The organism is Corynebacterium sp. LaCa_205, assembly GCF_057458085.1.
In genome coordinates this window covers 2326831-2351925 of the sequence record NZ_CP190931.1, presented here as the reverse complement: position 1 = coordinate 2351925, position 25095 = coordinate 2326831, and the positions used below count along the sequence as shown (strand labels likewise).

The 25095-nt window shown below is 59.3% G+C and carries 23 protein-coding genes; 13 read left to right on the top strand and 10 right to left on the bottom strand.

Annotated elements, in window-relative coordinates:
* Positions 1-10: 10 nt before the first annotated feature.
* A complete protein-coding gene (locus tag ACP8J1_RS11210; protein WP_023020107.1) occupies positions 11-1162 on the bottom strand; it encodes an MFS transporter in 1152 nt (383 codons plus the stop codon).
* Positions 1163-1233: 71 nt separating this feature from the next.
* On the opposite strand from ACP8J1_RS11210, the gene ACP8J1_RS11205 reads away from it, so the two are divergent.
* Positions 1234-2088: a LysR family transcriptional regulator gene (locus ACP8J1_RS11205; RefSeq protein WP_023020106.1), complete on the top strand. Its 855-nt coding sequence runs from the start codon at positions 1234-1236 to the stop codon at positions 2086-2088.
* Positions 2089-2131: 43 nt separating this feature from the next.
* Here ACP8J1_RS11205 and ACP8J1_RS11200 read toward each other — a convergent pair whose 3' ends face one another.
* Positions 2132-2734 carry a superoxide dismutase gene (locus ACP8J1_RS11200; protein ID WP_005325362.1) on the bottom strand — a complete coding sequence of 201 codons (603 nt, stop codon included), beginning with the start codon at positions 2732-2734 and terminating at the stop codon, positions 2132-2134.
* A 164-nt stretch (positions 2735-2898) separates the two neighbouring features.
* On the opposite strand from ACP8J1_RS11200, the gene msrA reads away from it, so the two are divergent.
* A complete protein-coding gene (gene msrA / locus ACP8J1_RS11195; RefSeq protein ID WP_023020105.1) occupies positions 2899-3546 on the top strand; it encodes a peptide-methionine (S)-S-oxide reductase MsrA in 648 nt (215 codons plus the stop codon).
* Here msrA and ACP8J1_RS11190 read toward each other — a convergent pair.
* The gene (locus ACP8J1_RS11190) at positions 3543-5285 is read right to left on the bottom strand and encodes an alpha/beta-hydrolase family protein (protein WP_023020104.1); all 1743 of its coding nucleotides are present in this window, start codon (positions 5283-5285) and stop codon (positions 3543-3545) included. The genes msrA and ACP8J1_RS11190 overlap by 4 nt on opposite strands.
* 87 nt (positions 5286-5372) lie before the next feature.
* Between ACP8J1_RS11190 and ACP8J1_RS11185 the strand changes: the two genes are divergently transcribed.
* Genes ACP8J1_RS11185 through ACP8J1_RS11175 form a run of 3 tightly spaced genes read left to right on the top strand, consistent with a single transcriptional unit; the run spans position 5373 to position 7965 of the window.
* Positions 5373-6320 (top strand): L-lactate dehydrogenase, encoded by a 948-nt coding sequence (locus tag ACP8J1_RS11185; RefSeq protein WP_486696734.1) that lies wholly within the window; start codon positions 5373-5375, stop codon positions 6318-6320.
* Positions 6320-7024 carry a glycerophosphodiester phosphodiesterase family protein gene (locus ACP8J1_RS11180; protein WP_023020102.1) on the top strand — a complete coding sequence of 235 codons (705 nt, stop codon included), beginning with the start codon at positions 6320-6322 and terminating at the stop codon, positions 7022-7024. The genes ACP8J1_RS11185 and ACP8J1_RS11180 overlap by 1 nt, the downstream gene beginning before the upstream one ends.
* 20 nt (positions 7025-7044) lie before the next feature.
* Entirely contained in the window at positions 7045-7965 is a 921-nt protein-coding gene (locus ACP8J1_RS11175; protein WP_023020101.1) for a DUF5926 family protein, read from the top strand.
* A gap of 49 nt (positions 7966-8014) precedes the next feature.
* On the opposite strand, the gene ACP8J1_RS11170 is transcribed toward ACP8J1_RS11175, so the two are convergent.
* The 3 genes from ACP8J1_RS11170 to ACP8J1_RS11160 all read right to left on the bottom strand — a co-directional run bounded on the left by ACP8J1_RS11170 (position 8015) and on the right by ACP8J1_RS11160 (position 11154).
* The gene (locus tag ACP8J1_RS11170; protein ID WP_023020100.1) at positions 8015-9259 is read right to left on the bottom strand and encodes an LCP family protein; all 1245 of its coding nucleotides are present in this window, start codon (positions 9257-9259) and stop codon (positions 8015-8017) included.
* A gap of 63 nt (positions 9260-9322) precedes the next feature.
* Positions 9323-10021: a CPBP family intramembrane glutamic endopeptidase gene (locus ACP8J1_RS11165; RefSeq protein ID WP_486696729.1), complete on the bottom strand. Its 699-nt coding sequence runs from the start codon at positions 10019-10021 to the stop codon at positions 9323-9325.
* Positions 10018-11154 carry an amidase gene (locus ACP8J1_RS11160; protein ID WP_023020098.1) on the bottom strand — a complete coding sequence of 379 codons (1137 nt, stop codon included), beginning with the start codon at positions 11152-11154 and terminating at the stop codon, positions 10018-10020. The genes ACP8J1_RS11165 and ACP8J1_RS11160 overlap by 4 nt, the downstream gene beginning before the upstream one ends.
* A gap of 33 nt (positions 11155-11187) precedes the next feature.
* Between ACP8J1_RS11160 and pheA the strand changes: the two genes are divergently transcribed.
* Together pheA and ACP8J1_RS11150 are read left to right on the top strand one after the other, a co-directional pair.
* Positions 11188-12084: a prephenate dehydratase gene (gene pheA, locus ACP8J1_RS11155; protein ID WP_023020097.1), complete on the top strand. Its 897-nt coding sequence runs from the start codon at positions 11188-11190 to the stop codon at positions 12082-12084.
* A 9-nt stretch (positions 12085-12093) separates the two neighbouring features.
* The gene (locus tag ACP8J1_RS11150) at positions 12094-12747 is read left to right on the top strand and encodes a histidine phosphatase family protein (RefSeq protein WP_023020096.1); all 654 of its coding nucleotides are present in this window, start codon (positions 12094-12096) and stop codon (positions 12745-12747) included.
* Here ACP8J1_RS11150 and ACP8J1_RS11145 read toward each other — a convergent pair.
* Genes ACP8J1_RS11145 through ACP8J1_RS11135 form a run of 3 tightly spaced genes read right to left on the bottom strand, consistent with a single transcriptional unit; the run spans position 12744 to position 14950 of the window.
* Complete coding sequence (locus tag ACP8J1_RS11145; protein ID WP_023020095.1) at positions 12744-13091, bottom strand: metallopeptidase family protein; 348 nt, start codon at positions 13089-13091, stop codon at positions 12744-12746. The genes ACP8J1_RS11150 and ACP8J1_RS11145 overlap by 4 nt on opposite strands.
* The gene (locus ACP8J1_RS11140) at positions 13091-14164 is read right to left on the bottom strand and encodes a septum formation family protein (protein ID WP_023020094.1); all 1074 of its coding nucleotides are present in this window, start codon (positions 14162-14164) and stop codon (positions 13091-13093) included. The genes ACP8J1_RS11145 and ACP8J1_RS11140 overlap by 1 nt, the downstream gene beginning before the upstream one ends.
* 36 nt (positions 14165-14200) lie before the next feature.
* Positions 14201-14950 (bottom strand): GntR family transcriptional regulator, encoded by a 750-nt coding sequence (locus ACP8J1_RS11135; protein ID WP_023020093.1) that lies wholly within the window; start codon positions 14948-14950, stop codon positions 14201-14203.
* 65 nt (positions 14951-15015) lie between these two features.
* Here ACP8J1_RS11135 and serS point away from each other — a divergent pair, with 65 nt between their 5' ends.
* From serS to ACP8J1_RS11105, 6 genes are all read left to right on the top strand, one after another.
* The gene (gene serS / locus ACP8J1_RS11130; RefSeq protein WP_023020092.1) at positions 15016-16272 is read left to right on the top strand and encodes a serine--tRNA ligase; all 1257 of its coding nucleotides are present in this window, start codon (positions 15016-15018) and stop codon (positions 16270-16272) included.
* Positions 16273-16373: 101 nt separating this feature from the next.
* Positions 16374-17909, top strand: coding sequence for a lysophospholipid acyltransferase family protein (locus tag ACP8J1_RS11125; RefSeq protein WP_232212563.1), 1536 nt, complete (start codon positions 16374-16376; stop codon positions 17907-17909).
* Positions 17910-18205: 296 nt separating this feature from the next.
* Positions 18206-19930, top strand: coding sequence for a glycerol-3-phosphate dehydrogenase/oxidase (locus tag ACP8J1_RS11120; protein WP_034655573.1), 1725 nt, complete (start codon positions 18206-18208; stop codon positions 19928-19930).
* A gap of 3 nt (positions 19931-19933) precedes the next feature.
* Positions 19934-20671, top strand: coding sequence for an MIP/aquaporin family protein (locus ACP8J1_RS11115; RefSeq protein ID WP_023020089.1), 738 nt, complete (start codon positions 19934-19936; stop codon positions 20669-20671).
* Between the two features lie 28 nt (positions 20672-20699).
* Complete coding sequence (gene glpK, locus ACP8J1_RS11110) at positions 20700-22247, top strand: glycerol kinase GlpK (protein WP_023020088.1); 1548 nt, start codon at positions 20700-20702, stop codon at positions 22245-22247.
* 22 nt (positions 22248-22269) lie between these two features.
* A complete protein-coding gene (locus ACP8J1_RS11105; protein WP_023020087.1) occupies positions 22270-23100 on the top strand; it encodes a Cof-type HAD-IIB family hydrolase in 831 nt (276 codons plus the stop codon).
* Here ACP8J1_RS11105 and ACP8J1_RS11100 read toward each other — a convergent pair.
* Positions 23097-24995 carry an N-acetylmuramoyl-L-alanine amidase gene (locus ACP8J1_RS11100; protein WP_023020086.1) on the bottom strand — a complete coding sequence of 633 codons (1899 nt, stop codon included), beginning with the start codon at positions 24993-24995 and terminating at the stop codon, positions 23097-23099. The two genes, ACP8J1_RS11105 and ACP8J1_RS11100, sit on opposite strands and share 4 nt — an antisense overlap.
* Positions 24996-25095: the final 100 nt, after the last annotated feature.

The following is a 25095-nucleotide window of genomic DNA, read 5'->3' as shown; positions in this document are numbered from 1 at the left end:
AAAACCGATATTAGTCGGATTTAATCCTGGTCCAAGTCAGTGCGCTAAGGCTAAGGGCCACCGCGGTGAAGAAGGCAATGAAGAGGGGCCAAGAAAGGGCGTCGAAAAGCATGCCTGCACACGCTCCCACCACAGAAGAGCCGAAATAATAGCAGAATACGTACATCGAGGACGCCTCCGCACGGTCATGGGTGGCAATCTGGCCTACCCACCCGGAGGCAGTGGAGTGGACGGCGAAAAAGCCCACGGTAAAGGCGATCATGCCCAGGAGCGTCATGGGAAGGTTACCGGCGCATAATGCGATGCCAAGGGTAAAAAGTGCGGCTGAAGCACAGAGGGTTTTCCCATGCCCGATCCGTGCCACGAGAGAGCCCGCCCGCGCAGAGGACCACGTGCCGGAAAGATAGAAGAGGAAGGCCAAACCGGCGAGTGAAGGGGCCAACCCAAAATCATCGATGAGCCGGAAGGTCAGGAAGTTGTACATGGAGACAAATGTGCCCATAGAGAGGAACGCGGTGAGAAAGAGCAATGCCAAATCCCGGTTAGCCCAGTGGCCGAAAAGCGCCCGACTTTCGCTGGTGAGATGGATGGATTTCGGCCGGAAATTGCGTTGCGCGGGAAGCAGGAGCCACGACGTGATGGCAAAGGCGAGCGAAACTAGCGCCGAACCAAAAAGGGCCCAGCGCCACGTGGAAATCTCTACCAGCCCGGTAGGAATGAGACGGCCGGTAAGGCCGCCGACGGAGGTGCCTGCAATGTAGAGCCCCATGGCGCGCGGCAGCGCTTTATCATCGAGTTCTTCAGAAAGCCATGCCATCGCGGTAGCAGGTGCACCGGAGAGGAGAGCGCCCTGCAGGCCGCGCAGCAAAATAAGATGCCATCCTTCGGCAGCGAGCGGCACAATGAGCCCCACGCTGGTGGCGGAAACGGCCGAAATAAGCAGGATACGGCCGCGGCCGAAGCGTTCGGAGAGGATGGAAGCGGGGACGACGCACAGGGCCAGCGCGCCCGTAGCGGCCGATACGGTCATGGCCGCCTCGGTGGAGGAAAGACCCATGTTTTGTACCAGCGTGGGAAGAATAGCTTGGGTGGAATAAAGGCTGGAGAAGATGGCCAAGCCCACTAGGAGCATGGCTACCGTTGCACGCCGCGTTCTAGTCATGTCATTTAGCCTGCCTTGTGGCACTGCATGTGTAAAATGTGGAAAATTACAAAAAGCGATGCGGAGCATGCATGAATGTTGAAGATATCCGCGGCTTCCTCGCCGTGGTGGATTACGGTCGGGTTGGCGCTGCGGCCGATGAGCTGGGGATTTCCCAATCTGCACTGACCCGCCGCGTACAGCGCGTAGAAGCAAGCCTCGGTGCCCGTCTTTTTGAGCGCACTGGGCACACCCTGCATGTAAACTCGCGCGGAACCGTCTTCGCTGCGACAGGACGGGAAATGCTCCGCGCCTATGAGTCAGGCCGGGACGATGTAGCCCGCCTCATGGACCCCGAACGAGGTACCGTGCGCCTTGATTTCATGCACTCGCTCGGCACCTGGCTGGTTCCGGATCTGATCAAAAGTTATCGCGAGCTGCACCCCCACGTGGATATTCGCCTGCACCAAGGGGCGGCGCAAGAGCTGGTGAGCAGAGTAGAAAATGGCGAATCCGACCTCGCGCTGGTAGGCCCGCGGCCGAATGCCGCATTGGGCTGGCACCAGATAAAGGTGCAGCGCCTAGGTCTTGCGGTACCGGAAGGCCACTGGGCAGCACACCGGCAAGAGGTAGATCTTGCGGAATGTGCGGCCGAGCCGTTCATCGGCATGCTTCCCGGCTATGGCACGCGCATGCTCCTTGATGCCCTGGCGGAAGATGCCGGCTTTAGTCCCCACCTTGTTTTCGAATCGATGGAGCTTACCACCGTTGCGGGGCTGGTAGCGGCCGGCCTTGGGGTGGCGCTCTTGCCGCTGGATGATCCTTATCTACAGGTGGGAAGCCTAGTTCCCCTTACGCCGCCGGCGTACCGCGAACTCGGTTTGGTGTGGCGCGCCGGGGACGATGCGCCTCCGGTGCAGCAATTCCGGGAGTTTATCCGGGCATAGAAAAGGCCGCCCCAGAGGGGGCGGCCTGTGTAACTAAAAGGAGTTACTTGGTGGCTGCAGCGAAGCGCTCAGCAACGTCATCCCAGTTGAAGACGTTCCATACGGCCTTTACGTAATCAGCCTTAACGTTCTTGTACTGCAGGTAGAAAGCGTGCTCCCACATATCCAGCATCAGCAGCGGGGTGAAGTTGATGGAGGTATTACCCTGCTGGTCAGTCAGCTGCTCGATGATCAGGCGGCCAGCAATGTGGTCGTAGCCCAGAACTGCCCAGCCAGAGCCCTGCAGGGAGGTAGCGGCAGCGGAGAAGTGAGCCTTGAACTTCTCAAAGGAGCCGAAGTCGCGGTTGATAGCTTCTGCCAGCTCGCCGGTTGGCTCGCCGCCACCATTCGGGGATAGGTTCTTCCAGAAGATGGAGTGGTTGGTGTGGCCACCCAGGTTAAATGCCAAGTTCTTGGACAGGGCACGGATACGATCCGGGTTAGCCTCGCCGTTGCGCTCTTCCTCGAGCGCCTCGAGTGCAGCGTTAGCGCCAGCAACGTAGGTTGCGTGGTGCTTATCGTGGTGGAGCTCCATGATCTCTGCGGAGATGTGTGGCTCCAGTGCGTCGAATGCGTATGGGAGGTCAGGAAGTTCGTAAACAGCCATTAATTTAATCCTTTCTTCGGGTACGTGTCCCGATGATAGGCACGGTTGAAAGATTTCGCCATGATTAATTCGAATTGTGGAACCAGCGCGAAAATTAACTGGCTGTGGAATAGCTTTTCGCAGTACAACGTTGGGAAGAAGGAATAAGGAAGGAGCTATGCCTCATGTGGATGTTTAAACCAGAGCCCAAGCTCGTTGCCGCAGACCAAGCCCTGTCAGGGCGAGCCGAACCGATTCTGGCCCCTGCCCCGCATGCTGTTTTAGGAACGCCGATTACCGGACCGTGGAAAGAAGGGCAGCGCTCCATCCTCATTGCACTGGGATGTTTCTGGGGTGCGGAGAAGATGTTCTGGGAGACAGAAGGAGTGGAGTCCACCTCGGTGGGCTATGCGGGTGGCACTACCCCGAATCCTACGTATTACGAGGTATGCCGCGGACTGACCAACCATGCCGAGGTGGTTCAGGTGGTTTATGACCCGCAACGCATCAGCCTGCGTGATCTTGTGGTGCAGGCCCTTGAGGCGCATGATCCCACCCAGGGCTTCCGTCAGGGCAATGATGTAGGCACGCAATATCGCTCTGCCTTCTATCCACGCACGGAGGATGAGCGGGCAGAAATCCAGGACATCGTGGATTCCTATGCAAACAAGCTCAAGGAATTCGGATTCGGAGATACCACCACGGAGGTTAAACTTCTCTCCGATACAGATTCCGGGGAGTACTACCTAGCTGAGGACGAGCATCAGCAGTATTTACATAAGGTGCCCAATGGATACTGCCCGCACCACAGCACCGGGGTGAAGTGCGATTAAGCGTCGCGCCGGATGAAGCGGGCAATCTTCTTAGCCAACTTTGGGGTGAGCGATTGGCGCGATTGGGATCCTAAAACCTCGTCCCAATACCAGAGCATTTCCTCAAAATAGTTGTGTCCGTGCCCGCCGGGGACGTTGAGGGAATTGATTTGGTCCAAGCCAATTTGCCACCAGGTAATAAATGGCACCCAGTGCAGCTGCCGGAAGGTATCCGCGTGCAGGGCCTCCGGCTGCGGTTCATGGATCCATGTGGGCCTGCGCACAAGGAGATTCAGGTCCCACCACACGATGGCGTCGGAAGCGTGTTGGGCAATGAGCATGCGGGGCCGGCGCCAGGTATGGGCGAAGTCGTTGCCAAAGGCGTCGTGCAGCGTGTGGTCCGGGGCCGCTGCGTAGCGCACATGTTTACCGCCATCGATAACGGGCAGACGTTCCAAAGAGCCAATGTCTCGGCGCAAACGCTGGGTAAAATGCGTCATGCGTGGAGGGCCGGAAAAGACGGCGCCATTGCAGGCAGAAAGTAGGTCCTCCACATTATGGTAGTTATCCATAATGGCGTAGGCTCCAAGCGATTCACCTGCAAAATAGAGCCGAGGGCGGTTTTCCTCCGGTAGCTTATCTATTTCTTCTTGTATCACCCGAATCAATTCGCGGGCTGCCTGCTTCGGGGCGTTTTTATCTACAAGGTAAGCAAAGACCGAAGGCAGATAGGAATATTGCATGGTGACGGTGACGCAATCACCGCCGGTTAAAAACTCATAGGAGCACGCGCCCCAATTATTTATCCATCCCGAACCCGCAGGCATCTGGATAACAATAGTTTCGCGCCTTAGGGCACCAGTGCGCTCGAGTTCGGCGCGAACTTTCTCTGCGGATTGCCGGAAGGAACGCCCCGGAATGTATCCGGCATAGATGCGGATGGGCTCTTTCGCATTGATTCCCGTTGCCATGCGGATATCGCGGGCGCGGGGGCCATTAGAAACAAAGCGGCGCCCCTGCTGCCCCAGCGCCGACCACGGCTCGAGCGACCACGGGCTACCGGACCGCTCCGGCTCCCAAGGCATGGAGGTGCCGGGGAAAATTTGCTTATTGATTCTTTGCGCTTGGTGCGAAAGTGAGCGCAACCAGCGCCGAAAAACCACGCGATCAGAAAGGGCAAAGGCCGTTAGGCTCAGTCCTGCGGTAACAACCGGCCAAGCGATAAGCGCCGGAACCCAGCGTCCCAACTGGCGCGATAATTTAGTAACGGCCAGCTGTGTGGCTTCCCCGATAAGCAGTAGTGTGCCATAGCCTGCGGTGCCAGCGGCCAAGCCGATCGCCGCCGTAACGGGCCCGCGCACGAGCTGTTTATTTACTAACTCCGCCTGCTTTTTCTGGTTGCGCAACGAAAGTACGGCATTAAAGGCGGTGCCGGCGCCGATAGCAAGGTGCAGGATCTGTCGATGTTGTGGCCCCAGGCGGTCCTGGGGGCGCTTACCAATGCTGTTGAGTAGGAAGCTTGTCGAAGCCGCCCCCAAATGTCCGATGCCCTGGCCAATGGCTACATTGGCGGCAGTCACCCACCACGGGCGAGGGAGGAGAGAGGGTGAAATTGCTGCCCACGTGGCTAATTCCGCACCCAAAATTCCAGCCGACATATTGGGCGGTAAGGTTTGCCGGCTGGTCATACGGACGATGGGCGTGAGATCCGCGGCTACGCCAAGAGCGATTAGTGCAGCGCGGCGGAGAGCGCGTTTCATAATGCCCGATTGTCCCAGATTTCGGTGGGAATTTCAGGGTGAGATCTAGCCCGTGCAAAACCCCCCAAAAAGTTGCACAATGGGGTCATGGCAAATCATGTAGGAAACAAGGTAGTTCTCATCGGCGCCGGCGACGTGGGAGTCGCCTACGCCTTCGCTCTCATCAACCAAAGCATCGTTGACCACCTGGCAATCATCGACATCGATGAAAAGAAGCTAGAGGGCAACGTCATGGACCTCAATCACGGCGTTGTTTGGGCCCCCACCCGCACTCGCGTCACCAAGGGCACCTACGCCGATTGCGCAGACGCCGATATGGTTGTCATCTGCGCCGGTGCCGCACAGAAGCCGGGCGAACCCCGCCTCGACCTGGTGGGCAAAAACGTCAAGATCATGAACAGCATCGTCTCCGATGTCATGGCCAATGACTTTGACGGCATCTTCCTTGTCGCCTCCAACCCAGTGGACATCCTGACCTACGCCGTATGGAAGGCCTCCGGCCTGGACCACAAGCGAGTCATCGGCTCCGGCACCGTGCTGGACTCCGCTCGCTTCCGCTACATGTTGGGTGAGCTAGAAGGCGTTGCCCCGAAGTCCGTTCACGCCTACATCGTGGGCGAGCACGGCGATTCCGAGCTGCCGGCCGTCTCTACTGCCAATATCGCTGGTGTTCCGTTGTCCAAGAAGTTCGACACGGATCCGGAGTACGCTGAGCGCATCGAGAAGATCTTCGAAGATACCCGCGATGCTGCCTACTCCATCATTGATGCCAAGGGTTCTACCTCTTTCGGCATCGGCATGGGCCTAGCCCGCATTACCGCCGCCGTCATCCAGAACCAGGACGTGGCTCTGCCAGTGTCTGCGTATCTGCAGGGCGAGTACGGCGTAGAAGATCTCTACATCGGCACTGCCGCCATTATCAATCGTTCCGGCATCGTGCGCGCGATTGAGCTGCAGCTCAATGAGCACGAAAAGGAGCGTTTCGATGCTTCTGCGAAGACCCTGAATGACATCAAGGAAGAGTTCTTCGGCTAGTGAAGATTGTCGCCCACAGGGGATACTCCGGAAAATATCCAGAGCTATCCCCTCTAGCTTTTGAGAAGGCTTTAGATTTGCCAATTCATGGCGTCGAGTGCGATGTGCGCTTGACGCGCGATGGAAAGGTAGTGGTCCAACACGATCCCACGTTGGACCGCACTGCGGGGCGCCCCGGCCGCATTTCCAAGCTGGACTGGGAAGAATTGCGCGGCGTGGACATCGGTTCGGGCCAACGCATGATGCTTCTCGATGAACTCTTGGAGCTACTCGAGGGCAAACCGCACCACCTATACATCGAGACCAAGCACCCCTCCGGGCAGGGCGACATCCTGGAGGAGCAAACGGTGCTGCGCCTGCGTTATGCAGGGCTTTTCGACGATCCCCGGATCCACATCATTTCCTTTTCCCACCATGCCATTCGGCGGATGCAAAACTTGGCGCCGCATATGGACCGGATTTATCTCCGCCGCGATTGGGAACGCCACGTCAACCGGCCCGATGTGATGTTGTCCAAGCCCACCGCTCTGGGCGTATCCTTGCTGCGTGCGAAGCTACAGCCAGCAATTATCGGTGCCCAGGGATTGCCTACTTACCTGTGGACCGTAGATAAGCCGGAGGATATGAAGTGGGCGTGGGCCAATGGGGTGGATATGCTCGCTACCAACCAACCCGAAGTGGCCCTGCATGCCATTGAGCTCTAGTAACCAGGTATCTTGGAAGCATGGCCAAGAAGAAAAAGAACAAGGAACAGCTGCCTGATGGCATGTCCCGCCGCCAGGCAAAGCTCGCCGCCCGCGCCAAGGAGCGCGCTGCCCTAGAAAAGGATCCCCGCCCCTACGGTGGACTTGCTGCAGAGGCCAGCCTGGTCGCCATGCAGGAGTTCGTCCCCTCCGCTTTTGCCAAGCTTGAGGTCAAGGGCTGCGACAAGAACGTATATGTAGCCACCGTCTTGCCGGGTGCTTCTGCTGCGCTAATTCGTGATGCCGAATTTGGCGGCGATGCCTTCGTGGGCTTGCAGGTACAGTCGCATACCCATAACCCGGGCCGCGACCTCGCCTTTGCCCTCAACTGGGTGAAGAATAATGAGCCTGGCGCCACCCTGGAATCCACTGCGGCTGATGGCTCGGAGCCGAAGCTGGAAGAGCTTATCGACGCCTCCGCAGCCCTCGACGTGCAGGTGCACCAAGACTTCGAATGGTGGATCCCGGAGGGTGCACAGGTCACCCCGCAGATTGCGCAGTCCCTACGCGCAGCTAATGATTCCGTCATCGAATCCCACGAAGTGGGCGAGAACATCACCGGCGCTGCTTTCTGGGCAAATGCCGGCGGTGGCAAGGCCCATATTCGTTGGGTCCGCCCGAGTGACGATGAATCCGCATTCTTGAATGCGCTGGCACGCGTAGCCGCCCGCGGTGAGCTGAACCTCGGTGAAGATACCAAGTTTGCCGGTGTCTTCCGCACCCACGGCCTTATTGCCCCAGTCTTTGACTTGGATCCAGAGGTTGACCACGCTTCCTATGAGGACCACCTCACCCGCGTGGATAAGGCCCTGGAGGAGGAAATTTCTAATGATGCTCAGCTCAGCGCCGATGAGCGCAAGCAGCTCGAAAACATCAAGTCTCGCCAGGTGACCTTGCGTTAAAGACATAAAAAATGGCACCTCCTGTGGCGGAGGTGCCATTTTTTGATCCCTATTTGAGGGAATCCCACAACCCAGAGGCTGCTTCCTCGTCCCAGAGGACTACGTTGCCTACCTCGGTGTCTTGGAACCCACCGATGGGGACGGTTTCTGTTTCCACACCGGAGCCCATGGCAAGCGCCACGCGGGCAAGATGCCAGACGTGGTCACCGTTGCCCACGATGAACGAGGAAGCGGTGTGGTTGACCAAGGAGTAGGCGCGGAATGGGTTGATAATGGTGGCAGGAGAAGCCACCTTATCCAGCAAAGCGGAGAAGAATTCGCGCTGGCGCTGCACGCGGTCTAGGTCACCCATGGCAGTAGCACGGGTGCGCACGTAGCCCAAGGCATCGCGTCCCTTGAGCTTTTGGCAGCCGTCTTGGAGATCGATGCCGGCGAGCGGGTCATTGATGGGTTCTTTCACGCACACGTCCACACCGCCGACAGAATCGACCACATTGGCCAGGCCACCCATGCCGATTTCGGCATAGTGGTCGATGTGCAGACCGGTTGTCCCTTCAACGGTTTGGGCGAGTAGCTGCGGTCCACCGTAGGTAAAGGCGGCATTGATTTTGTCCATGCCAAAACCGGGGACCTCTACGTAGCTATCGCGCGGAATGGACACGAGCTTGGCCTTGCCGGTGCGGGGAATGTGCAGCAGCATGATGGTATCGGTACGGCCTTCACCTACATCGCCGCCGGTGCCCAGTTCGGCCTGCTGTTCCTCGCTGAGGCCCTGACGAGAATCGGAACCGACGAGCAACCAATTGGTGCCGGCGGTATTAGACACTTGGTCTTCTGGAAGCGCTTCGACACGGGTGAGGCGAGCATCGGTCCAAAACATGAAGACGAGGTTGAATACCAAGAGGACAACAAGCGCCATACCAATACAACCGAGGGCGCGCTTGGCCGGATTGACCTTCTTGCGGCGGCTATGCGGGCGCTGGCGGGGCGCAGGTCGGGGTTCGGTCCGACGGGGTGGGCGTTGCTGCGCTCGGTATTGACTCGGGTAGCGGCTCGGCGTTGGGGGTGGGGTGCGGCGCGGTGGCTGTTGCTGCCGCTGTGGCTGCGGAGCGCGGAAGGATTGCTGTTCCGGTTCGACGCGCCGCGGCGTCGGGCGGGCGGAGGAACGGCGTCGAATGGGGCGGCCGTATCGATCCTTGAGGGGACGCCCATCGGCCCCAAGGACGAATTCAGTGGAGGAACCGTCGCCGGCGCGGCGGGCCTCCCTATGCGGATCTCGTCCTGATTCAGTCATGCGCTATACCTTACAAGGTGCGGGGAGTTTCGCCCGCTTCGCGACGTCCCCCTAAGGGCATTTTCACAGGAAGGAATAACCCACGAAAGCGACGGCGTCGATAAGAAAATGCGCTATGACTAACGGCCATACTCGCCCCGTGCGGTGGTAGTAGTAGCCATAAACGAACCCCATGATGATATTGCCACATCCAGCAGAAACTCCTTGGTAGAGGTGGTAAGAACCGCGCAAGACAGAGCTCGCGGCAAGTATTGTCAGCAGGGACCAACGGGCCTGGCGCAAGCGCGTCATAAACCACATCACCACCACGGTTTCCTCCGCAAAGGCATTAGCCGCTGCCTTAAAAAGGGAAACGGGAATGTGCACCCAAGCATTGGCAAAATCGCCGGGGATAACCTCTTTGCTCCACCCGAAGTGGACTGACGTGAAATATAGGGCGAGTCCCGGAATTCCAATAAGTGCGGCAAGCCCTGCCCCCTTCAGCCAGTCGCGGGCGCGGTAGGCGCGCGGGAAAATATGGTCCTTAGCCAGCAGGAAGAGCGCTAAGGCACCATAGGAGCAGAGTACAGCGGCCGAGCACAGCTGCAGGCCCATATCCACCCAGGCTAAAGAGGACTGGCTGGAGTTGAGCGTGACCGATTGCTCATTGAGCCGCTGCGGTGAGGCGAAGGAATTGATGAGGTTCAACACCGCCCGCACCCCGGAAATACCAAAGGTGAGGGTGAGGACGATGAGCAGTTCGGCGCGTAGAGACTTGGTCATGGGTGCAGGATGTGGGCGAGGCCGAGCAGGGAGGCGTCGGAAAGCGTAATGCCCCCTAGGTGTACTCCCACCGGTGGGTGATTGGGAATGGTCCACGGCACGGAAATGGCGGGAAGTTGGGCCATATTAAACAGCGAACCCCACGGGGACCACTGGGTCTGGGCTGCGAAATTCTCCTCATGGGACAGAGACAGGAAATATCCGGTGCGCGGTGGATCCGTGGTCAGCATCGGGGTGAGGATGGCATCTACGCCCCACTCTTGGGCCAGTAGGTCCGGCAGCTGCCGAACGTGTGCCCGCGCCGCGGCCACCTCAGCAGAGCTGACGCGCCGCCCCTGCTGGGCAATCCACTCGGCGTAGCCTTCTGCTGGGTGAAGCTCCGCTAGGCGGGAGGTAAAAATATTCCGGAAATGCGCAAAGGTAGCCCGAGCCTGAGGGTAGGGGGAAATGGGCACTACCTGAAAGCCGGCTGCCTGTAGGCGCTGGGCGGCCTCGCGGGCGGCGCGGAGGTGGTGCGCAGCGACGCTGGCATCGCAGAACAACGGCTCCAGTAGCAGACCGATGCGGGCGCGCGGGGTGATCATGCGGTGCCCATGCAAAAACGCATTATCTGCCACGGTCCGGGTAATAAAGCCCTGCACGCCCAGCTCCGCACCCGCCGGTTTGAAACCCACGACGCCGCAGGCCGCGGCCGGCACGCGGATGGATCCGCCGCCATCGCTGGCGTGGGCTGCTCGCAGCAATCCTCGTCTGACTTGCACCGCCGCGCCACCCGAAGAACCACCCGGGGTGCAGCCGGGGTAGAGGGGATTATCGGGGTGGGGCAGGCCCACCGGTTCCGTATCTACACGCAGGCCAAGTTCCGGAGCGGAGGACTTGCCGATGATGCGCGCACCCTGCTTTTCCAAGCCCTCTATGAAGGAATCGCTACGCTCAGGGTAGTAGGTACGATCGATGTTTCCCAAGGTAGTGGGCATGCCGCGGACATCGCAGAGATCCTTAGCGGACAGGACCCAGCCGCTTAGCCGGCCGTAGGCGGAAGGCTTGCGGTCCAGATCCACGTAGGTAAAACCATGCTCCTCTGGGGCAAGGCCGCGCAGGTCCGCGCGGAGCTGTTCTACGGAAAAGTCCATGGGGCACCAGTCTAGTGGGCTAAGGTGACGAGCATGACTACCACCATCGCCTTCCTTGGACCGGCCGGAACGTTTACGGAAGCGGCCGTGCACAAGTTTGCCGCGCATATGCCGGAAGTAGAGACCATGCCGGTTGGCTCTCCATCGGAAGCGGTGGCCGCGGTGCGCGCCGAGCAGGCCGAGTATGCCTGCGTAGCTATTGAAAATTCCGTCGATGGCGCGGTAACCACCACCTTTGATGCCCTTGTAGAGGGAGAACCGGTGCAGATTTACCGCGAGGTGGATATCCCCGTGGCCTTTAGCATCATGACCCGGCCGGATGCGGAGGATATTAAACGGCTCAGTACCCACCCGGTGGCTTTCCAACAAATCCGCGGGTGGGTAAAAGAACACCTGCCGGAGGTTGAGTTCGTGCCGGCTAGCTCCAATGCGGCTGCGGCCGAGGCTGTGGCCCGTGGGGACGCTGATGCCGCGGCGGCGCCAGCGCGTGCGGCCGAGATCTTTGGCTTGGAGACCATCGCCCAGGGGGTGGCGGATATAAAGGGCGCGGCAACACGGTTTGTTTTGGTGGGGCGCCCGGGAAAACCAACCGCGCGTACCGGACAGGATCGCACGAGTGTTATCTTCACCCTGCCTAATGAGCCGGGCAGCCTGGTGGGGGCACTGCAGGACTTTGCGCACCGTGGGGTGGACCTTTCCCGGATCGAGTCGCGTCCTAAGCGGGAGGCCTTTGGGGAATACCGTTTCTATGTAGACCTCATTGGGCATATTGAAGACCAACCGGTGGCAGAGGCGCTCCGGGCATTGTGGTTGCGGGCGCAGAACGTGCTCTTCCTTGGTTCTTGGCCGGCGGCAACCCCCGCAGGCAGGCCGCCGCGCGATCTTGCCGCGGCGGATGAATGGGTAGCGCGGGCACGCAGGGGCCAATAATCTAGAGGCATGCCCGGAAGAATCATCCTGCTGCGCCATGGTCAGACCTATTCCAATATTTCTCGTCTTCTTGATACCCGCCCGCCTGGGGCCGAGCTTACTGAGCACGGGCGCGACCAAGCCACGGAGGTTGGCCGTGAGCTAGCGCAGTTGGTGGGCGAGCGCGAGGTGGAATTTAAATGTTCCATTGCCCTGCGCGCTCAGCAGACTGCGATGCTGGCGGCACGCGCCTTTGAACAAGAGCGCGGTATGCCCGAGTTTTCTCAGCGTGTGGACGTGATCTCCGGAGTGCACGAGATTTCTGCCGGCGATTGGGAAATGGACGGCAGCGAGGATGCCCACCGTTCGCACATGGTGGCCCTGCGCGGCTGGTGCGATGGCGAGCAGGACGCCGGCATGGAAGGCGGCGAGACCCTGGAGGATGTGCTGGCGCGCTACCAGCCGGTGCTGGAGGGCATTGCAGGCCAGCTTGCCGACGACCACGATGTCATCCTTGTCAGCCACGGCGCGGCCATCCGCGTGGTCACCAAGCATGCCACGGGGGTTGATGCCGACTTTGCCTATACCGGCTATCTGCCCAATTGCCGCTTCATGGTGATGGAGCCCTGCGGCAAGGATTTTGGGCAGTGGGCATTGACCCGTTGGGCAGATACGGAGCTCTAACCCCAGCCTAGGCGGTGCAGCTCCTCTTCCTCGAGGCCAAAATAGTGGCCGAGCTCGTGAAATACCGTCACCTTGACCTGCTCTGCTAGGTCTTCCTCGCTGCCGGACCAGCGCTGCAGCGTCTTCCGGTAAATGAAGATCGCATCGGGCAAGAAACCGGTGTGGTCGAAGGTGCGGCGGGGCAGTGCCACGCCTTCATAGAGCCCGAGCAGCATCGGGTTATCGGGGTTTTCATCTTCGACCAAGATGACGAGGTTGCGCATGCGACGTACAAATTCCTCGGGGACCTGATCCAGCGCCTCGTTGACCATTTCATCGAAGCGCTCTTCCGAAACCTCCACCATTAGGGTGCTGGGGCTGGTGCAGGGGCGGCGGATTCGGGCGCTGGCTTATTGTCCTTATCCTCGCGCAGCGGATTGCGCTCAGGTCGCTCCTCCGGCGGCTTGCCATCGATAGTCAGGGCCTGACGGCCACCGGTAGCGGAACCGGTGATGGCAGAGAAGCCGCCGCCTGCGCGGGCATGCACGAGGAAGCAATTGACGGACTTGGTGCCACCATTCCATGAGGCCTCGGTGATAGAACCCCAGAACGGTTGCAGCGTGGATTGATAGAGCTGTTCTTCGCCGCCGAGGTAGTCCTCGGTAGCGGCGGTGCAGGTATCGGAAAGGAATTTGTCCATATCCTTGCCATCCGGGTAGCCATCAGGGAACTGCTTGCCCACATCAATGACGGATACGGTTTCCATCTGGTGCGGCTTAGCGCATTCAACGACGTGTGGAACCTGCTTGTCATCGATGGCCAAGCATTCGCCCGGCTTGGTGAGGTTGGCCTGCTCGGAGGCTTCTACGTTGCCGTGATTAAGCTGCGGTACGCCGTGGTCATCGGTGGTTTGCAGGCCACAGAGTAGGGTGCGGTCGCCGCGATCCCAGGCAGACTGCGGCGGGAGAATGGATGCTACGTCGTACTTGCCGTTGGGATCCCACTTGCCGTGCAGGTAGTTCACGGTGGCGGATTCGCACAGCTCATCGCGCAATTGGTGTTGGCGGGTAAGTGCCGGGCGAGTAGCATCTGGTCCGAATTCGCTGGTGGGGTACACACTTAAGTCTTCGGTCTTGGAGACCTCGAAGCGGTGCTGTTCGGAACAAGGTACTTCCTTGAACCCTGTGGCGGAGCCATCTTTCGCGATATCCCACGTCAAGCAGGCACCAGCGGCCGCGGCGGTGAAAGGTTCCGGTTTAGGGGCAGCGGTTTCTGAATTATCCCCGCTATCGTGCTGCTGGGCAGCGGTGGTCTCATCGCTGCCCGATTTCTGGGAGCTGATAACGCCGTAGATGCCCATGAAAACGGCCGCCGCGATTGCCGCAATCAAGACAATCTGGACGGCCACAGCGGAACGCCACGCAGGTGATTTCTTCATAAGGCCCCTAATCTTACCTTTTAACCTGGATGCTGGCTAGAGACTGTTCTCCCTAGCCACCCGGGTAGTCAGGCGATAGCGGTCGGTGCGATAAACTGAGGAGCACCACTCCACCGGCCTATCGCCCGAGCGGGAGTAGCGCACAATGTGGAGCAGCGGGGTGCCCACGGGGACGTCGAGAAGCGGGGCAGTGTCCGCATCGGCCGATATTGCAGAGACCGTCTGATCCGCATCGGTGATGGGGACATCAAAGACAGAATCGAGGATGGCGTAGACCGAGTTGTAGATGTCATTTTCCAAAAGGCTGGGCGCGAACGTGGAGTTATACCAGCCATCGTCGATGGAGTACGGTTCGCCATCGCCCAAGCGCAGGCGGCGCAGGTGAATATGTTCGGCGTTAGCGGGCGTATCAAAAAAGATGGCGGCATCCTCTGGGGCGCTACTGCGGCCGCTAGTAAGGATTTTAGAAGAGGCGGTGACGTCTTGGGCGCCCATCTCATCTGAAAATGAGGCCAGGTGGAGCCGGGAGACTAGGGGATTGGGGGCCACGAAGGTGCCCTTACCGCGGATGCGGCGCAATTTTCCGGCCGCGACGAGATCACCGATGGCGCGGCGTACTGTGATACGTGACACCCCGTAGGTCTCTTCAAGGAGCCTTTCGCCGGGGAGGGTATCGCCGGGTTTGAGGGTCGTGCGGCACAATTCTTCGAGGATATCGTGCAATTGGGCGTGTTTTGGAACGGGGCCGTCCGTAATAGTGCGGGCGGGGAGCTGAACGGCGGACATAACTCCATGGTAATTCGCTGGTTATTACCACCGCAAGGTGTTGTCAATACGCTAAACTTACATTCGTGATTGATCTCAAGCTACTCCGCGAAAACCCTGACGTTGTCCGTGCTTCCCAGGTGAATCGAGGTGAGGATCCCTCCCTCGTAGACCAGCTCTTGGAAGCTGATGAGCAGCGCCGTGCTGCTATTCAAAAGGCCGACGAACTGCGCTCCGAGCAGAAGGCTTTTGGCAAGAAGATCGGCCAGGCCTCCCCGGAAGAGCGCCCGGCTTTGCTAGAGGGCTCCAATGAGCTGAAGGCCAAGGTCAAGGAAGCGGAAGAGGCACAGTCTGCCGCTGAGGCCAAGGTGGAAGAGCTGCAGTACAAGCTGGATAACGTGGTTGAAGGCGCCCCAGCCGGCGGCGAAGATGACTTCGTGGTGATGGAAGAGGTCGGCCAGATTCCTGAGTTCGACTTCGAACCGAAAGATCACCTTGAGCTGGGCGAGTCCCTGGGCCTTATCGATGTCAAGCGTGGCGCTAAGGTAGGTGGAGCTCGCTTCTACTACCTCACTGGTGACGGTGCCTTCCTCCAGTTGGGAATGCTTATGCTTGCAGCACAGAAGGCGCGCGAAGCTGGTTTCAAGCTAATGATTCCGCCAGTTCTAGTTCGCCCAGACATTATGTCCGGCACCGGGTTCCTGGGACAGCACTCCGATGAGGTGTACTACCTCCCAGCCGATGATATGTACCTAGTCGGTACCTCTGAGGTGGCCCTTGCCGGCTACCACAAGGATGAGATTATCGACCTTTCTAACGGTCCGCTGCAGTACGCTGGCTGGTCCTCCTGCTTCCGCCGCGAGGCCGGCTCCCACGGTAAGGACACTCGCGGCATCCTGCGCGTCCACCAATTCGACAAGCTGGAGATGTTCGTTTACTGCAAGCCTGAAGATGCGGAGGAAATGCACCAGCGCCTTCTATCCATGGAAAAGGACATGCTTGAAGCCATGGAGCTGCCCTACCGCACCATCGACATTGCCGGTGGCGATCTCGGTTCTTCGGCGGCCCGCAAGTTCGACAATGAGGCTTGGGTTCCTACCCAAGGCACCTACCGCGAGCTGACTTCCACCTCGAACTGCACCACCTTCCAGGCTCGCCGCCTGTCCACCCGTTACCGTGACGAGAATGGCAAGACCCAGACCGCAGCTACCTTGAACGGCACCCTGGCGACTACTCGCTGGCTAGTTGCTATCTTGGAAAACCACCAGCAGGCCGACGGCTCTGTCGTTGTCCCTGAGGCCCTGCGCCCCTTCGTGGGCAAGGATGTCCTCACCCCGCAGTAAGTCCGCCGTCGTCCTGGAGAGTTATGAACGCTGCGACGAATTTCCTGTATCGCCAGATCACTCACATTGGTAGGGGGGTGACTCTGGCGCAGGGATTAAAAATGCGCCTTTCGGGTGAAGAAAATATCCCCGATGAAGGCGGCGCGGTGTTGGTCTGTAACCACACCGGCTACATGGACTTCCTCTTCGGGGCCTTTTTGGCTTACCGCAAAAAGCGCCTCGTGCGCTTCTTGGCAAAGGCTGGCATCTTTAAAGCCCCACTAGCGGGTCCCTTGCTCAAGGCCATGCACCATGTGCCAGTTGATCGCATCGATGGCAATGCCTCAATGCGGCAGGCGGTTCGGCTCGCTAAAGAGGGCGAACTTGTCGGGGTGTTTTCTGAAGGCACGATTTCCCGCAGCTTCGAAATCCGCAGCATGAAAAGTGGTGCCTCCCGTATCGCCTATGAGGCTGGGGTGCCGGTAATCCCGCAGGTCATCTTCGGCTCCCAGCGCCTGTGGACCAAGGGGCATAAAAAGAATCTGGGACGGACGAAGACTCCAGTCTTTATCACTGCCCTAGAACCGTACTATCCCACTGGTGATGCGGAAGCCGATACCGCGGAGATTAGGCGCCGAATGCAAGAGGCTTTGGAAGGGCTATGGGAACAGTACGAAGCTGAATTTGGCCCCATGCCAGCGGGCGATTATTGGGTGCCCGCCCGCAAGGGCGGCGGCGCTCCCACCCTCGAAGAAGCGGAGGAGCGGGATGCTGAAGTAGAAACTGAGCGCCACCGCGTACGCCGGCTACGTGATGATCTGGTGGGGCTTAAAGAACGCGTATCCGTCACCACGGTTGACCTAGTGCGCAACCGCATGGCCGCCGCCAAGGGGGATGAAGAGGATGCGCCCAAGACTAAGGCGCGCACCGCCCCAGAGACTTTGGATTGGATCAAAGCCAATCTGAACGCCGTGGTGGAAGAGGCAACACGTGGTTTGGATGAAGGCCGCGATAAGGTCGCGGATGTTATGGCGCAACTGAAATCTGATGTGGCGCAAACCCAGGCTTCCATTACCGCCAGCAGCAAAGAGATTTGGGCCGGTTCTAAAGCTGAGCAGGGCCTTTTGGCAGCAGCTACCCAATCCCGGCTTATCGTCTCGCGCCTGCCGCACCGCATGAAGGCTCAATTCTCCTCCATCCCGCGTGTGGTGGTAGCGCACAGTAGTGCGCTGAATTGGGAGGATGGGGCACTGACCCCGCGGTTGCGCAAGGCTTTTGCGGATATCTACCCGGCGGCCGAAGTTCTCATAGTGGTATCGCCCGCGGGCGATGTGGATGTCCCGCAAGCCGTGTGGACCATTGTCATTGATGAGGATGTTGCACAGCCACGCCTCGATGCTGCAGCAATGTCCGTTACTGCCGCCAGTGCGGCACAAGGCGTGGAGCGCATCCTAGAGGATCTGCAGGATGAGCCGGAAGAGACTCTAGTCTTTGCAAATGAGCCGGGGGATGAGGACTTCCTTGAGTGGATGCCGGTGGTGGCTTTGGAAACTGCCCCGATAGAGGTGGTTAAGGGTGCTCAAGCGGTAACCTACTCGGCAGAAAAGGCCGGAATGTCAGAGGTACTCGAGGCGATGGCACGTTTAGCGAAGAAATAGCGACAGTTTTTCGTCCGCTTTACACCCCCGCGAGGGGGTGGTTTTCTTTTTGGAAGTCTAAGTATTTTAAGGAAACTGACTGCTTACGGGCCTGAAACTTACGTGTGAGTAACCACATGTGTAACTCAAGTCGGTGGCCCCTAACATATATTTTAGGAGATGAAGTCTCTGTAGCCCCGGTGCGATACTTTCCACCGAACCCATAATTACCTGCTTTTAGCTGTGCTTATGCCATCTCATTCACGGACCAATGGCCCAGGCACATGCAAGCACCAAGGAAGGAGATGCGGTCAGTAATGATCCAGCAAAGCAATCAATCCTTTAACCCTGAATACTTTGAAAATCTATGGAACGGGTACGCAGATGAGGACTACGACGTAGTCATTATTGGTGGCGGTTCCGTAGGCGCCGGTGCGGCAGCGGATGCCGCCACCCGCGGTCTGAAGACCGCCGTCATTGAGGCACGCGACTTCGCCGCAGGTACCTCTTCCCGCTCCTCCAAGATGTTCCACGGTGGCCTGCGCTACCTGGCAATGTTTGACTTCCGCCTCGTGGCAGAGTCCCTCAAGGAGCGCGAGCTCAACATGTCTACCCTGGCACCTCACCTGGTGAAGCCGTTGAAGTTCATCTTCCCGCTGACCCACCATGTATGGGAGCGCGTCATGATGTTCGGTGGATTTACGCTCTATGACCTCATGGGCGGATCGAAGAGCGTGCCAATGCAGAAGCACTTGACCCGTAAGGGCGTGCTGAAGGTGACCCCGGGCCTGAAGGATGATGCCATTGTGGGCGGCGTGCGCTACTACGACACCCTCGTGGATGACGCCCGCCATACCATGACCGTGCTGCGTACCGCCGCCGAGTATGGTGCCGATGTACGTACCAATACCGAGGTCATTGGCTTTGACAAGGACCGCGGCGGCCGCATCGTAGGCGCGAAGGTTCGCGATACCGCCACCGGCCGCGAGACCACCGTGCGCGGCAAGGTCTTTATCAATGCCACCGGTGTGTGGAATGACAAGATTCAAGAGATGGCCGGCGTGGAGGGCAAGTTCACCGTGCACGCCTCGAAGGGCGTGCACATCGTCGTACCGAAGGATGCGCTCGATGCAGAGGCAGCCCTGTGCTTCGTCACCGAAAAGTCCGTCCTCTTCGTTATCCCGTGGGGCGAGTACTGGATTATCGGTACCACCGATACCGATTGGGAAAAGGGTCTCTCCTTGCCAGATCCGGCACCAACCAAGTCCGATATTGACTACATTCTGGACCAGGTAAACCAGCGCGTACGCCGCCAGATCACCCGCGATGACATCGTGGGTGTCTACTCCGGCCTGCGCCCGCTGCTGTCCGGCAAGTCCGATTCCACCACCAACCTTTCCCGCAACCACGCCGTCGCACGCGTGGCCCCAGGCATGGTCTCTGTCGCCGGCGGTAAGTACACCACGTACCGCGTCATCGGTAAGGATGCCGTGGACCTGGCGGTGAAGGAACTGGGTACCAAGGTCCCAGAGTCCATCACCGAGCAAACCCCGATCCTGGGTGCCGCTGGCTACCATGCTCTAGCTAACCAAGTCCCATCTCTGGCCCGTCGCTACAACCTGAGCGAGAAGTTCATTGAGCACCTGCTCGGCCGCTATGGCTCTTTGCTGGGCGAGGTCCTAGCGCCAGCTACTGAGGACGCCTCCCTGCTCGAGCCAGTGCCAGGTGCAGAGTCCTACCTGTGGGCCGAGGTCCGCTACGCCGTCACCCACGAGGGTGCATTGCACTTGGAGGACATCCTGTCCCGCCGTCTGCGTATCGCCATCGAGTTTGGTGACCGCGGCGTAAATGCCGCCCCGGCCGTTGCTGATTTTGTAGCACCGCTGCTGGGCTGGAGCGACGCCGACAAGGAGCGCGAGGTATCCCAATTCAAGGCCCACACCCAGGCCGAACTTGAAGCAGAAGCTGCGGTAACTGACCGTGAGGCCAATGACATTTTGGTACGCGCAGGATCCGCCCGACCCACCCAAAACGAGGTATAAGTTATGACCGGATTTGATGCATTCCTGTGGGAGTTTATCGGCACTGCGTTGCTGCTCCTTCTAGGAAACGGCGTATGTGCGCTGGTAAACCTGCGCACCTCTGGCGCGCGCGGCTCCGATTGGGTCGTTATCGCCCTGGGTTGGGGTATGGGTGTCTTCGTCGGTGCCAGTGTGGCCGATCCCACGGGCGGGCACCTTAACCCCGCCGTCACCGTAATGTTGGCCGTCAACGGCTCGCTCGAGTGGTCTCTGGTGCCGTACTACTTCCTGGGCCAGATCCTCGGCGCTATCCTCGGTGCCATCCTGGCATGGGCTGCCTTCAAGCAGCTTTTCGACGCCAATAATTACGACGACGCCGGAAACGTCACCGGCGCCAATAAGGACACGAACGGTATCTTCTTTACCAAGCCGGCACATCCTAAGAACGGCTGGAATGCGGTGACGGAGTTCATCGCCACCTGCGTGCTGTTGATGTTCATTGCCTTCGGCCCCACCGGCGGCGAGCTTGGCCCAATGAGCTACTTTGCCGTTGCTTTCGTTGTGGTGGCGATCGGCCTGTCCCTGGGTACCCCTACGGGTTATGCCATCAATCCGGTCCGTGATCTGGGCCCGCGAATTGCTTATGCATTCATCTTGCCCATCCAGGACAAAGGCAGCGCGAACTGGGGCTATGCTTGGGTCCCCATCGTGGCCCCATTGGTCGCGGCCGTAGCCGTTGGCCTGTTGTCCGTTGCGCTCTAATTCCATCTTCGTATAGGAGACTAGACACATGACTAACAAGAAATACGTCGCCGCTATCGACCAGGGAACTACGTCGACGCGCTGCATTATCTTTAACCACGATGGCGAGCAGGTTGCCGTTGGTCAGCTCGAACACGAGCAGATCTTTCCCGAAAAGGGCTGGGTAGAACACGACCCGGAAGAAATCTGGAGCAATACCCGTCGCGCCGTCGGTGAGGCTCTTGCCAATGGCGATATCACTGTGGAAGACATTGACTCGGTAGGTATCACCAATCAGCGAGAGACCACCGTGGTGTGGGATAAGCACACCGGCAAGCCGGTCTACAACGCTATTGTCTGGCAAGATACCCGCACTACCGCCATCTGTAAGGAGCTCTCGGGAGAGGAAGGCCCGGAAAAGTGGCGCCGCCGCACCGGTCTTTTCATTAACTCCTACCCGGCCGGCCCGAAGGTGAAGTGGATCCTCGATAACGTCGAGGGCGCACGCGAGCGCGCCGAGGCCGGCGATCTGCTCTTCGGCACCATTGACAGCTGGCTATTGTGGAACCTCACCGGCGGAGCCGAGGGCGATGCTGGCCGTGAGGCTCTGCACGCTACCGACGTCACCAACGCCTCCCGCACCCTGCTCATGGACATCGAAAAGCTGGAGTGGGATGAGGAACTGTGCAAGGAAATGGGCATCCCAATGTCCATGCTGCCGGAGATTCGCCCATCCCTCGGTGATTTCCGTACCGTGCGTGAGCGCGGTTCGCTCTCCGGTGTTCCTATCCGCGCCATCCTGGGTGACCAGCAGTCTGCGATGTTTGGCCAAGGATGCTTCCGGGCCGGCTCTGCAAAGAATACCTACGGAACCGGACTGTTCCTCCTGCTGAACACGGGCACCACCCCGAAGTTCTCTGAGAATGGCCTACTGACCACCGTGTGCTTCCAGCGTGAGGGCGAACGCCCTGTCTACGCGTTGGAGGGCTCCGTATCCATGGGCGGTTCCCTAGTGCAGTGGCTGCGCGATAACCTGCAGATTATCCCGAATGCTGCATCCATCGAGAACCTGGCGCGGGAAGTTAAAGACAACGGCGGCGTCTACATCGTGCCTGCCTTCTCTGGCCTCTTCGCTCCGTACTGGCGCCCGGATGCTCGTGGCGTCATCGTGGGTCTAACCCGCTTTGCCAACCGTAAGCACCTGGCCCGCGCCGTGCTCGAGTCCACTGCATACCAGACCCGAGACGTGGCCGATGCGATGGTGGCAGACTCCGGTGTGGAGATCACCGAGCTGCGCGTGGACGGCGGCATGACCATGAACGAACTTCTGATGCAGTTCCAAGCGGACATGCTCGGCGTGGAGGTACACCGTCCGAAGAATATCGAGACCACCGCGACCGGCGCGGCCTTCGCGGCAGGTTTGGACAATGGCTTCTGGGATGACCTGAGCGTTTTGGGTAGCCAGACAGGAGACATGAAGGTGTTTAAGCCGAAGCGCGAGAAGGAAGAGGTAGAGGCTCTCTACCGCGACTGGAAGCGCGCTATTAAGCGTTCCTTGGACTGGGAAGATAACGAGGACGAGGATCTGGACTTCTAAGTCCTGAAGTAAACTCGCGGGTATGGAGAATTTCCCTGCCCGCGCTCCTCGCCTCATCGCGAGCGATATTGACGGCACCCTGCTGGACCGCAACCACCGTGTCCCGCGTCGCAATCGTGACGCTGTGGCGCGGGCGGTCCAACAGGGTGCCTATTTTGCGCTTTCCACTGGCCGGCCGTTCCGGTGGATAGCGCCCGTGTTGGAGCAGCTTCCCGTCCGCCCGGTGTGTGTGACTTCGAATGGGGCGGTGCTCTACGATTCCGCGGAGGACCGCGTGATGTCCGCCCACGAGCTTTCACCCGCAGCGTTGGCAGAAGTGGTGGATGTGGCCCAGACGGTGTTGGGTACCGTGGGCTTTGGAGCGGAGCGGGCAGGAGGCTCGCTTGGCGACGCCGTCGAGGACCTCTTCGTAGTCGAACGCCACTACTCCGAAAACGCCCTCTTTGAAGGCTTCGGGGTGGTCAGCATGGGCGAGCTTGTGGGGCAGCCTGCCGTGAAATTTCTTATCCGCAATACGGACTACTCCGCTCCGAAGCTGTATGAGCTCATCGCGCCCCATATCGATCCGGAGCTCGCGCACCTGACGTATTCCATGCAGGAAGGGATTCTGGAGGTTGCCGCGCCCAATGTGACTAAGCGCCGCGGGGTGGAATGGTTGGCTGAGCACACCGGCGTCGCCCAGCAGGAGACGATCGCATTTGGGGATATGCCCAACGATATTGAGATGCTGCGCTGGGCTGGCTGCGGTGTGGCCATGGAAAACGCCCACCCAGAGGTTAAGGCGGCCGCGGATGCGGTCACCGTTGCTAACCACCAGGCGGGCGTGGCAAAGGTGCTAGAGCGCTGGTTCTAGTCGGTGAAGATGTCTACCTTTTCCGTTTCGGTGTTGTAGACAATCTCGCCGCCCTGGAATTTCACGCGGATTTCCTTGCCATTCTTCTCCTCATTGGACGTGGGCAGGCCGAGCTTGGAGGCATTATCGCCCTCGGACCACTTTTTGGCAATCTCACCGGTGAGAGCCTTGGTACCGGACTCCTTAGAGGAGAGCACCACGCCATTCTGGAAGAGCTGGTAGAGGATCTTGCCGCCATCGGTCGTATCCGGGCCGCCAACTGCCAGGCCCAGCACCGGGCCGAAAGCGTTGAGGACGGAGGTCCAGGACTCCTTGAGGCCTTCGTTATTCGAAACCTGTACGACCTTATTGACAATCTCCGGAATATCGCCGGTGGTCAGGTTGCCCGCCACCTTTTGATCGGTATCAGGCTTCTGCAGGCGGTCATTGGCGATGAGCACGCCGAAGACTGCGGCAGCGATTCCAGCGAGGGCGGAGATAGTCGAGACCGGTACCTCGACGTCGCCTAGCGAGGAGGTGATGTCCCCACCCACCTGCTGCGGGCTCTTGGGGGCATTGGGCTGAGGAGCCTTCTGCCAATTCAGATCCGTACTGTTCTTACCGGACTTAATGGCATCCGCTTTGCGCTTGGTGTTCTTACGGATTTCGTCCCAGTGGCGCATGGTGTACTGACCCGGGCAGGCGGTGTTGTGGAAATCATTGTGACCCGCGAATGCCGGCACGGTGGCCATGGTCCCAGCCGGGAACTTGGAGCCGTAGAAGCCGCCGGAGTACAAGCTAGCCTTGCCCATTGGATCGATGTTAGAGATTGCTGCTTTCCAGCCCGCAATCTCGGCCACGGAGTTGAGCATCTCGCGGGAAGGCTCGGTTTCCTCGTAGTTGCCAATCATGGAAATGCCCCAGTTATTGGCATTGAAGCCGCCTACGTGGGCACCCTGTACAGCCTTGTCCAAACCGCCATAGCGGCCCTCATAGATGGTGCCGAACTTATCTACCAGCACGTTGTAGCCGATATCGCACCAGCCCAGGGTCTGTGCATGGTATTCATAAGCGCCGCGAACCTGTGCCGCTGCCTGCGCGCGGGTGTAGTTATTGGTACCCGCGGTGTGGTGCAGGGTCATAGCTTTCAAGCCATCGTCGTAGGTCGGCTGCTGGCAGCGTTTGGACTCGTCGGCGCCCCAGCCAGCGCGGGAGACAACCTTGGGCATACCCGCGGTTTCCGCGGTGGGTTCGATAGCTTCGCCGGCTTGGGCATTGCCGTCGATAAACACGGCGTCGAGATCCGCAACCTGGGTGCGCTCATCGGCCACGGGGGAGATTTCGCCGACGTTGTAGGCAAGCGGTGCCGGGCGATGTGCATCAGCGCCCTTAGCGGCTTTGTCCAGGAGGGAGTCTTCCTTCTTGTCCAGGTTGGATCCGGTCACGAGGTCAACGTTGGCCATAGAGACCTGAACATCGTTGGTATCGCCTACGAAGATGAGCTCGGTGCCGTTCTTGCCCTCGGAGTAGTTCATCGCATCCATGGGCAACCACTCGCTCCAGGAGCCATCCTGCTGCTTGGAGCGCACGAAGGAGTTGATATCGCGCTTGCCCTCCCACGTGACGGCGAACATGTTGAAGGTTTCGTCGCGGTGGAATTGCTTGACCGCGCGGCGGCCTTCGCCGTCGCCCTGCGCGGCTACGGCGGGGTCATCGACGACGATGGATTCGCCATCGCTGAAGCTGGTGGAGGCGTTTTTGACCTCAATGGGGCCGCTATTGTTGGAGTCCTGGGTCTTAAGTACCTGCTGGCCGCCGAATGCGGCGGTCACGGCGAGCGCGATAGAGGTGACTGCCGCAATGACCGGGGTGGACCACTTGGACCTGTTGGGTACTAGTCGACGTCGTTGTTGCACTGTTATCTCCCTGGGGTTGTGCAGCTGTTAAAACGGTTGCCAAAAGTTAAGAATTGATTGTGATGGTACGTTTGTGACTTCTGTGAAACCTGTTGCGACA

Coding starts and splice junctions, on each gene's coding strand:
- ACP8J1_RS11210 (WP_023020107.1), bottom strand. CDS start 1,162: ATGACTAGAACGCGGCGTGCAACGGTAGCCATGCTCCTAGTGGGCTTG.
- ACP8J1_RS11205 (WP_023020106.1), top strand. CDS start 1,234: ATGAATGTTGAAGATATCCGCGGCTTCCTCGCCGTGGTGGATTACGGT.
- ACP8J1_RS11200 (WP_005325362.1), bottom strand. CDS start 2,734: ATGGCTGTTTACGAACTTCCTGACCTCCCATACGCATTCGACGCACTG.
- msrA (WP_023020105.1), top strand. CDS start 2,899: ATGTGGATGTTTAAACCAGAGCCCAAGCTCGTTGCCGCAGACCAAGCC.
- ACP8J1_RS11190 (WP_023020104.1), bottom strand. CDS start 5,285: ATGAAACGCGCTCTCCGCCGCGCTGCACTAATCGCTCTTGGCGTAGCC.
- ACP8J1_RS11185 (WP_486696734.1), top strand. CDS start 5,373: ATGGCAAATCATGTAGGAAACAAGGTAGTTCTCATCGGCGCCGGCGAC.
- ACP8J1_RS11175 (WP_023020101.1), top strand. CDS start 7,045: ATGGCCAAGAAGAAAAAGAACAAGGAACAGCTGCCTGATGGCATGTCC.
- ACP8J1_RS11170 (WP_023020100.1), bottom strand. CDS start 9,259: ATGACTGAATCAGGACGAGATCCGCATAGGGAGGCCCGCCGCGCCGGC.
- ACP8J1_RS11165 (WP_486696729.1), bottom strand. CDS start 10,021: ATGACCAAGTCTCTACGCGCCGAACTGCTCATCGTCCTCACCCTCACC.
- ACP8J1_RS11160 (WP_023020098.1), bottom strand. CDS start 11,154: ATGGACTTTTCCGTAGAACAGCTCCGCGCGGACCTGCGCGGCCTTGCC.
- pheA (WP_023020097.1), top strand. CDS start 11,188: ATGACTACCACCATCGCCTTCCTTGGACCGGCCGGAACGTTTACGGAA.
- ACP8J1_RS11150 (WP_023020096.1), top strand. CDS start 12,094: ATGCCCGGAAGAATCATCCTGCTGCGCCATGGTCAGACCTATTCCAAT.
- ACP8J1_RS11145 (WP_023020095.1), bottom strand. CDS start 13,091: ATGGTGGAGGTTTCGGAAGAGCGCTTCGATGAAATGGTCAACGAGGCG.
- ACP8J1_RS11140 (WP_023020094.1), bottom strand. CDS start 14,164: ATGAAGAAATCACCTGCGTGGCGTTCCGCTGTGGCCGTCCAGATTGTC.
- ACP8J1_RS11135 (WP_023020093.1), bottom strand. CDS start 14,950: ATGTCCGCCGTTCAGCTCCCCGCCCGCACTATTACGGACGGCCCCGTT.
- ACP8J1_RS11125 (WP_232212563.1), top strand. CDS start 16,374: ATGCGCCTTTCGGGTGAAGAAAATATCCCCGATGAAGGCGGCGCGGTG.
- ACP8J1_RS11120 (WP_034655573.1), top strand. CDS start 18,206: ATGATCCAGCAAAGCAATCAATCCTTTAACCCTGAATACTTTGAAAAT.
- ACP8J1_RS11115 (WP_023020089.1), top strand. CDS start 19,934: ATGACCGGATTTGATGCATTCCTGTGGGAGTTTATCGGCACTGCGTTG.
- glpK (WP_023020088.1), top strand. CDS start 20,700: ATGACTAACAAGAAATACGTCGCCGCTATCGACCAGGGAACTACGTCG.
- ACP8J1_RS11105 (WP_023020087.1), top strand. CDS start 22,270: ATGGAGAATTTCCCTGCCCGCGCTCCTCGCCTCATCGCGAGCGATATT.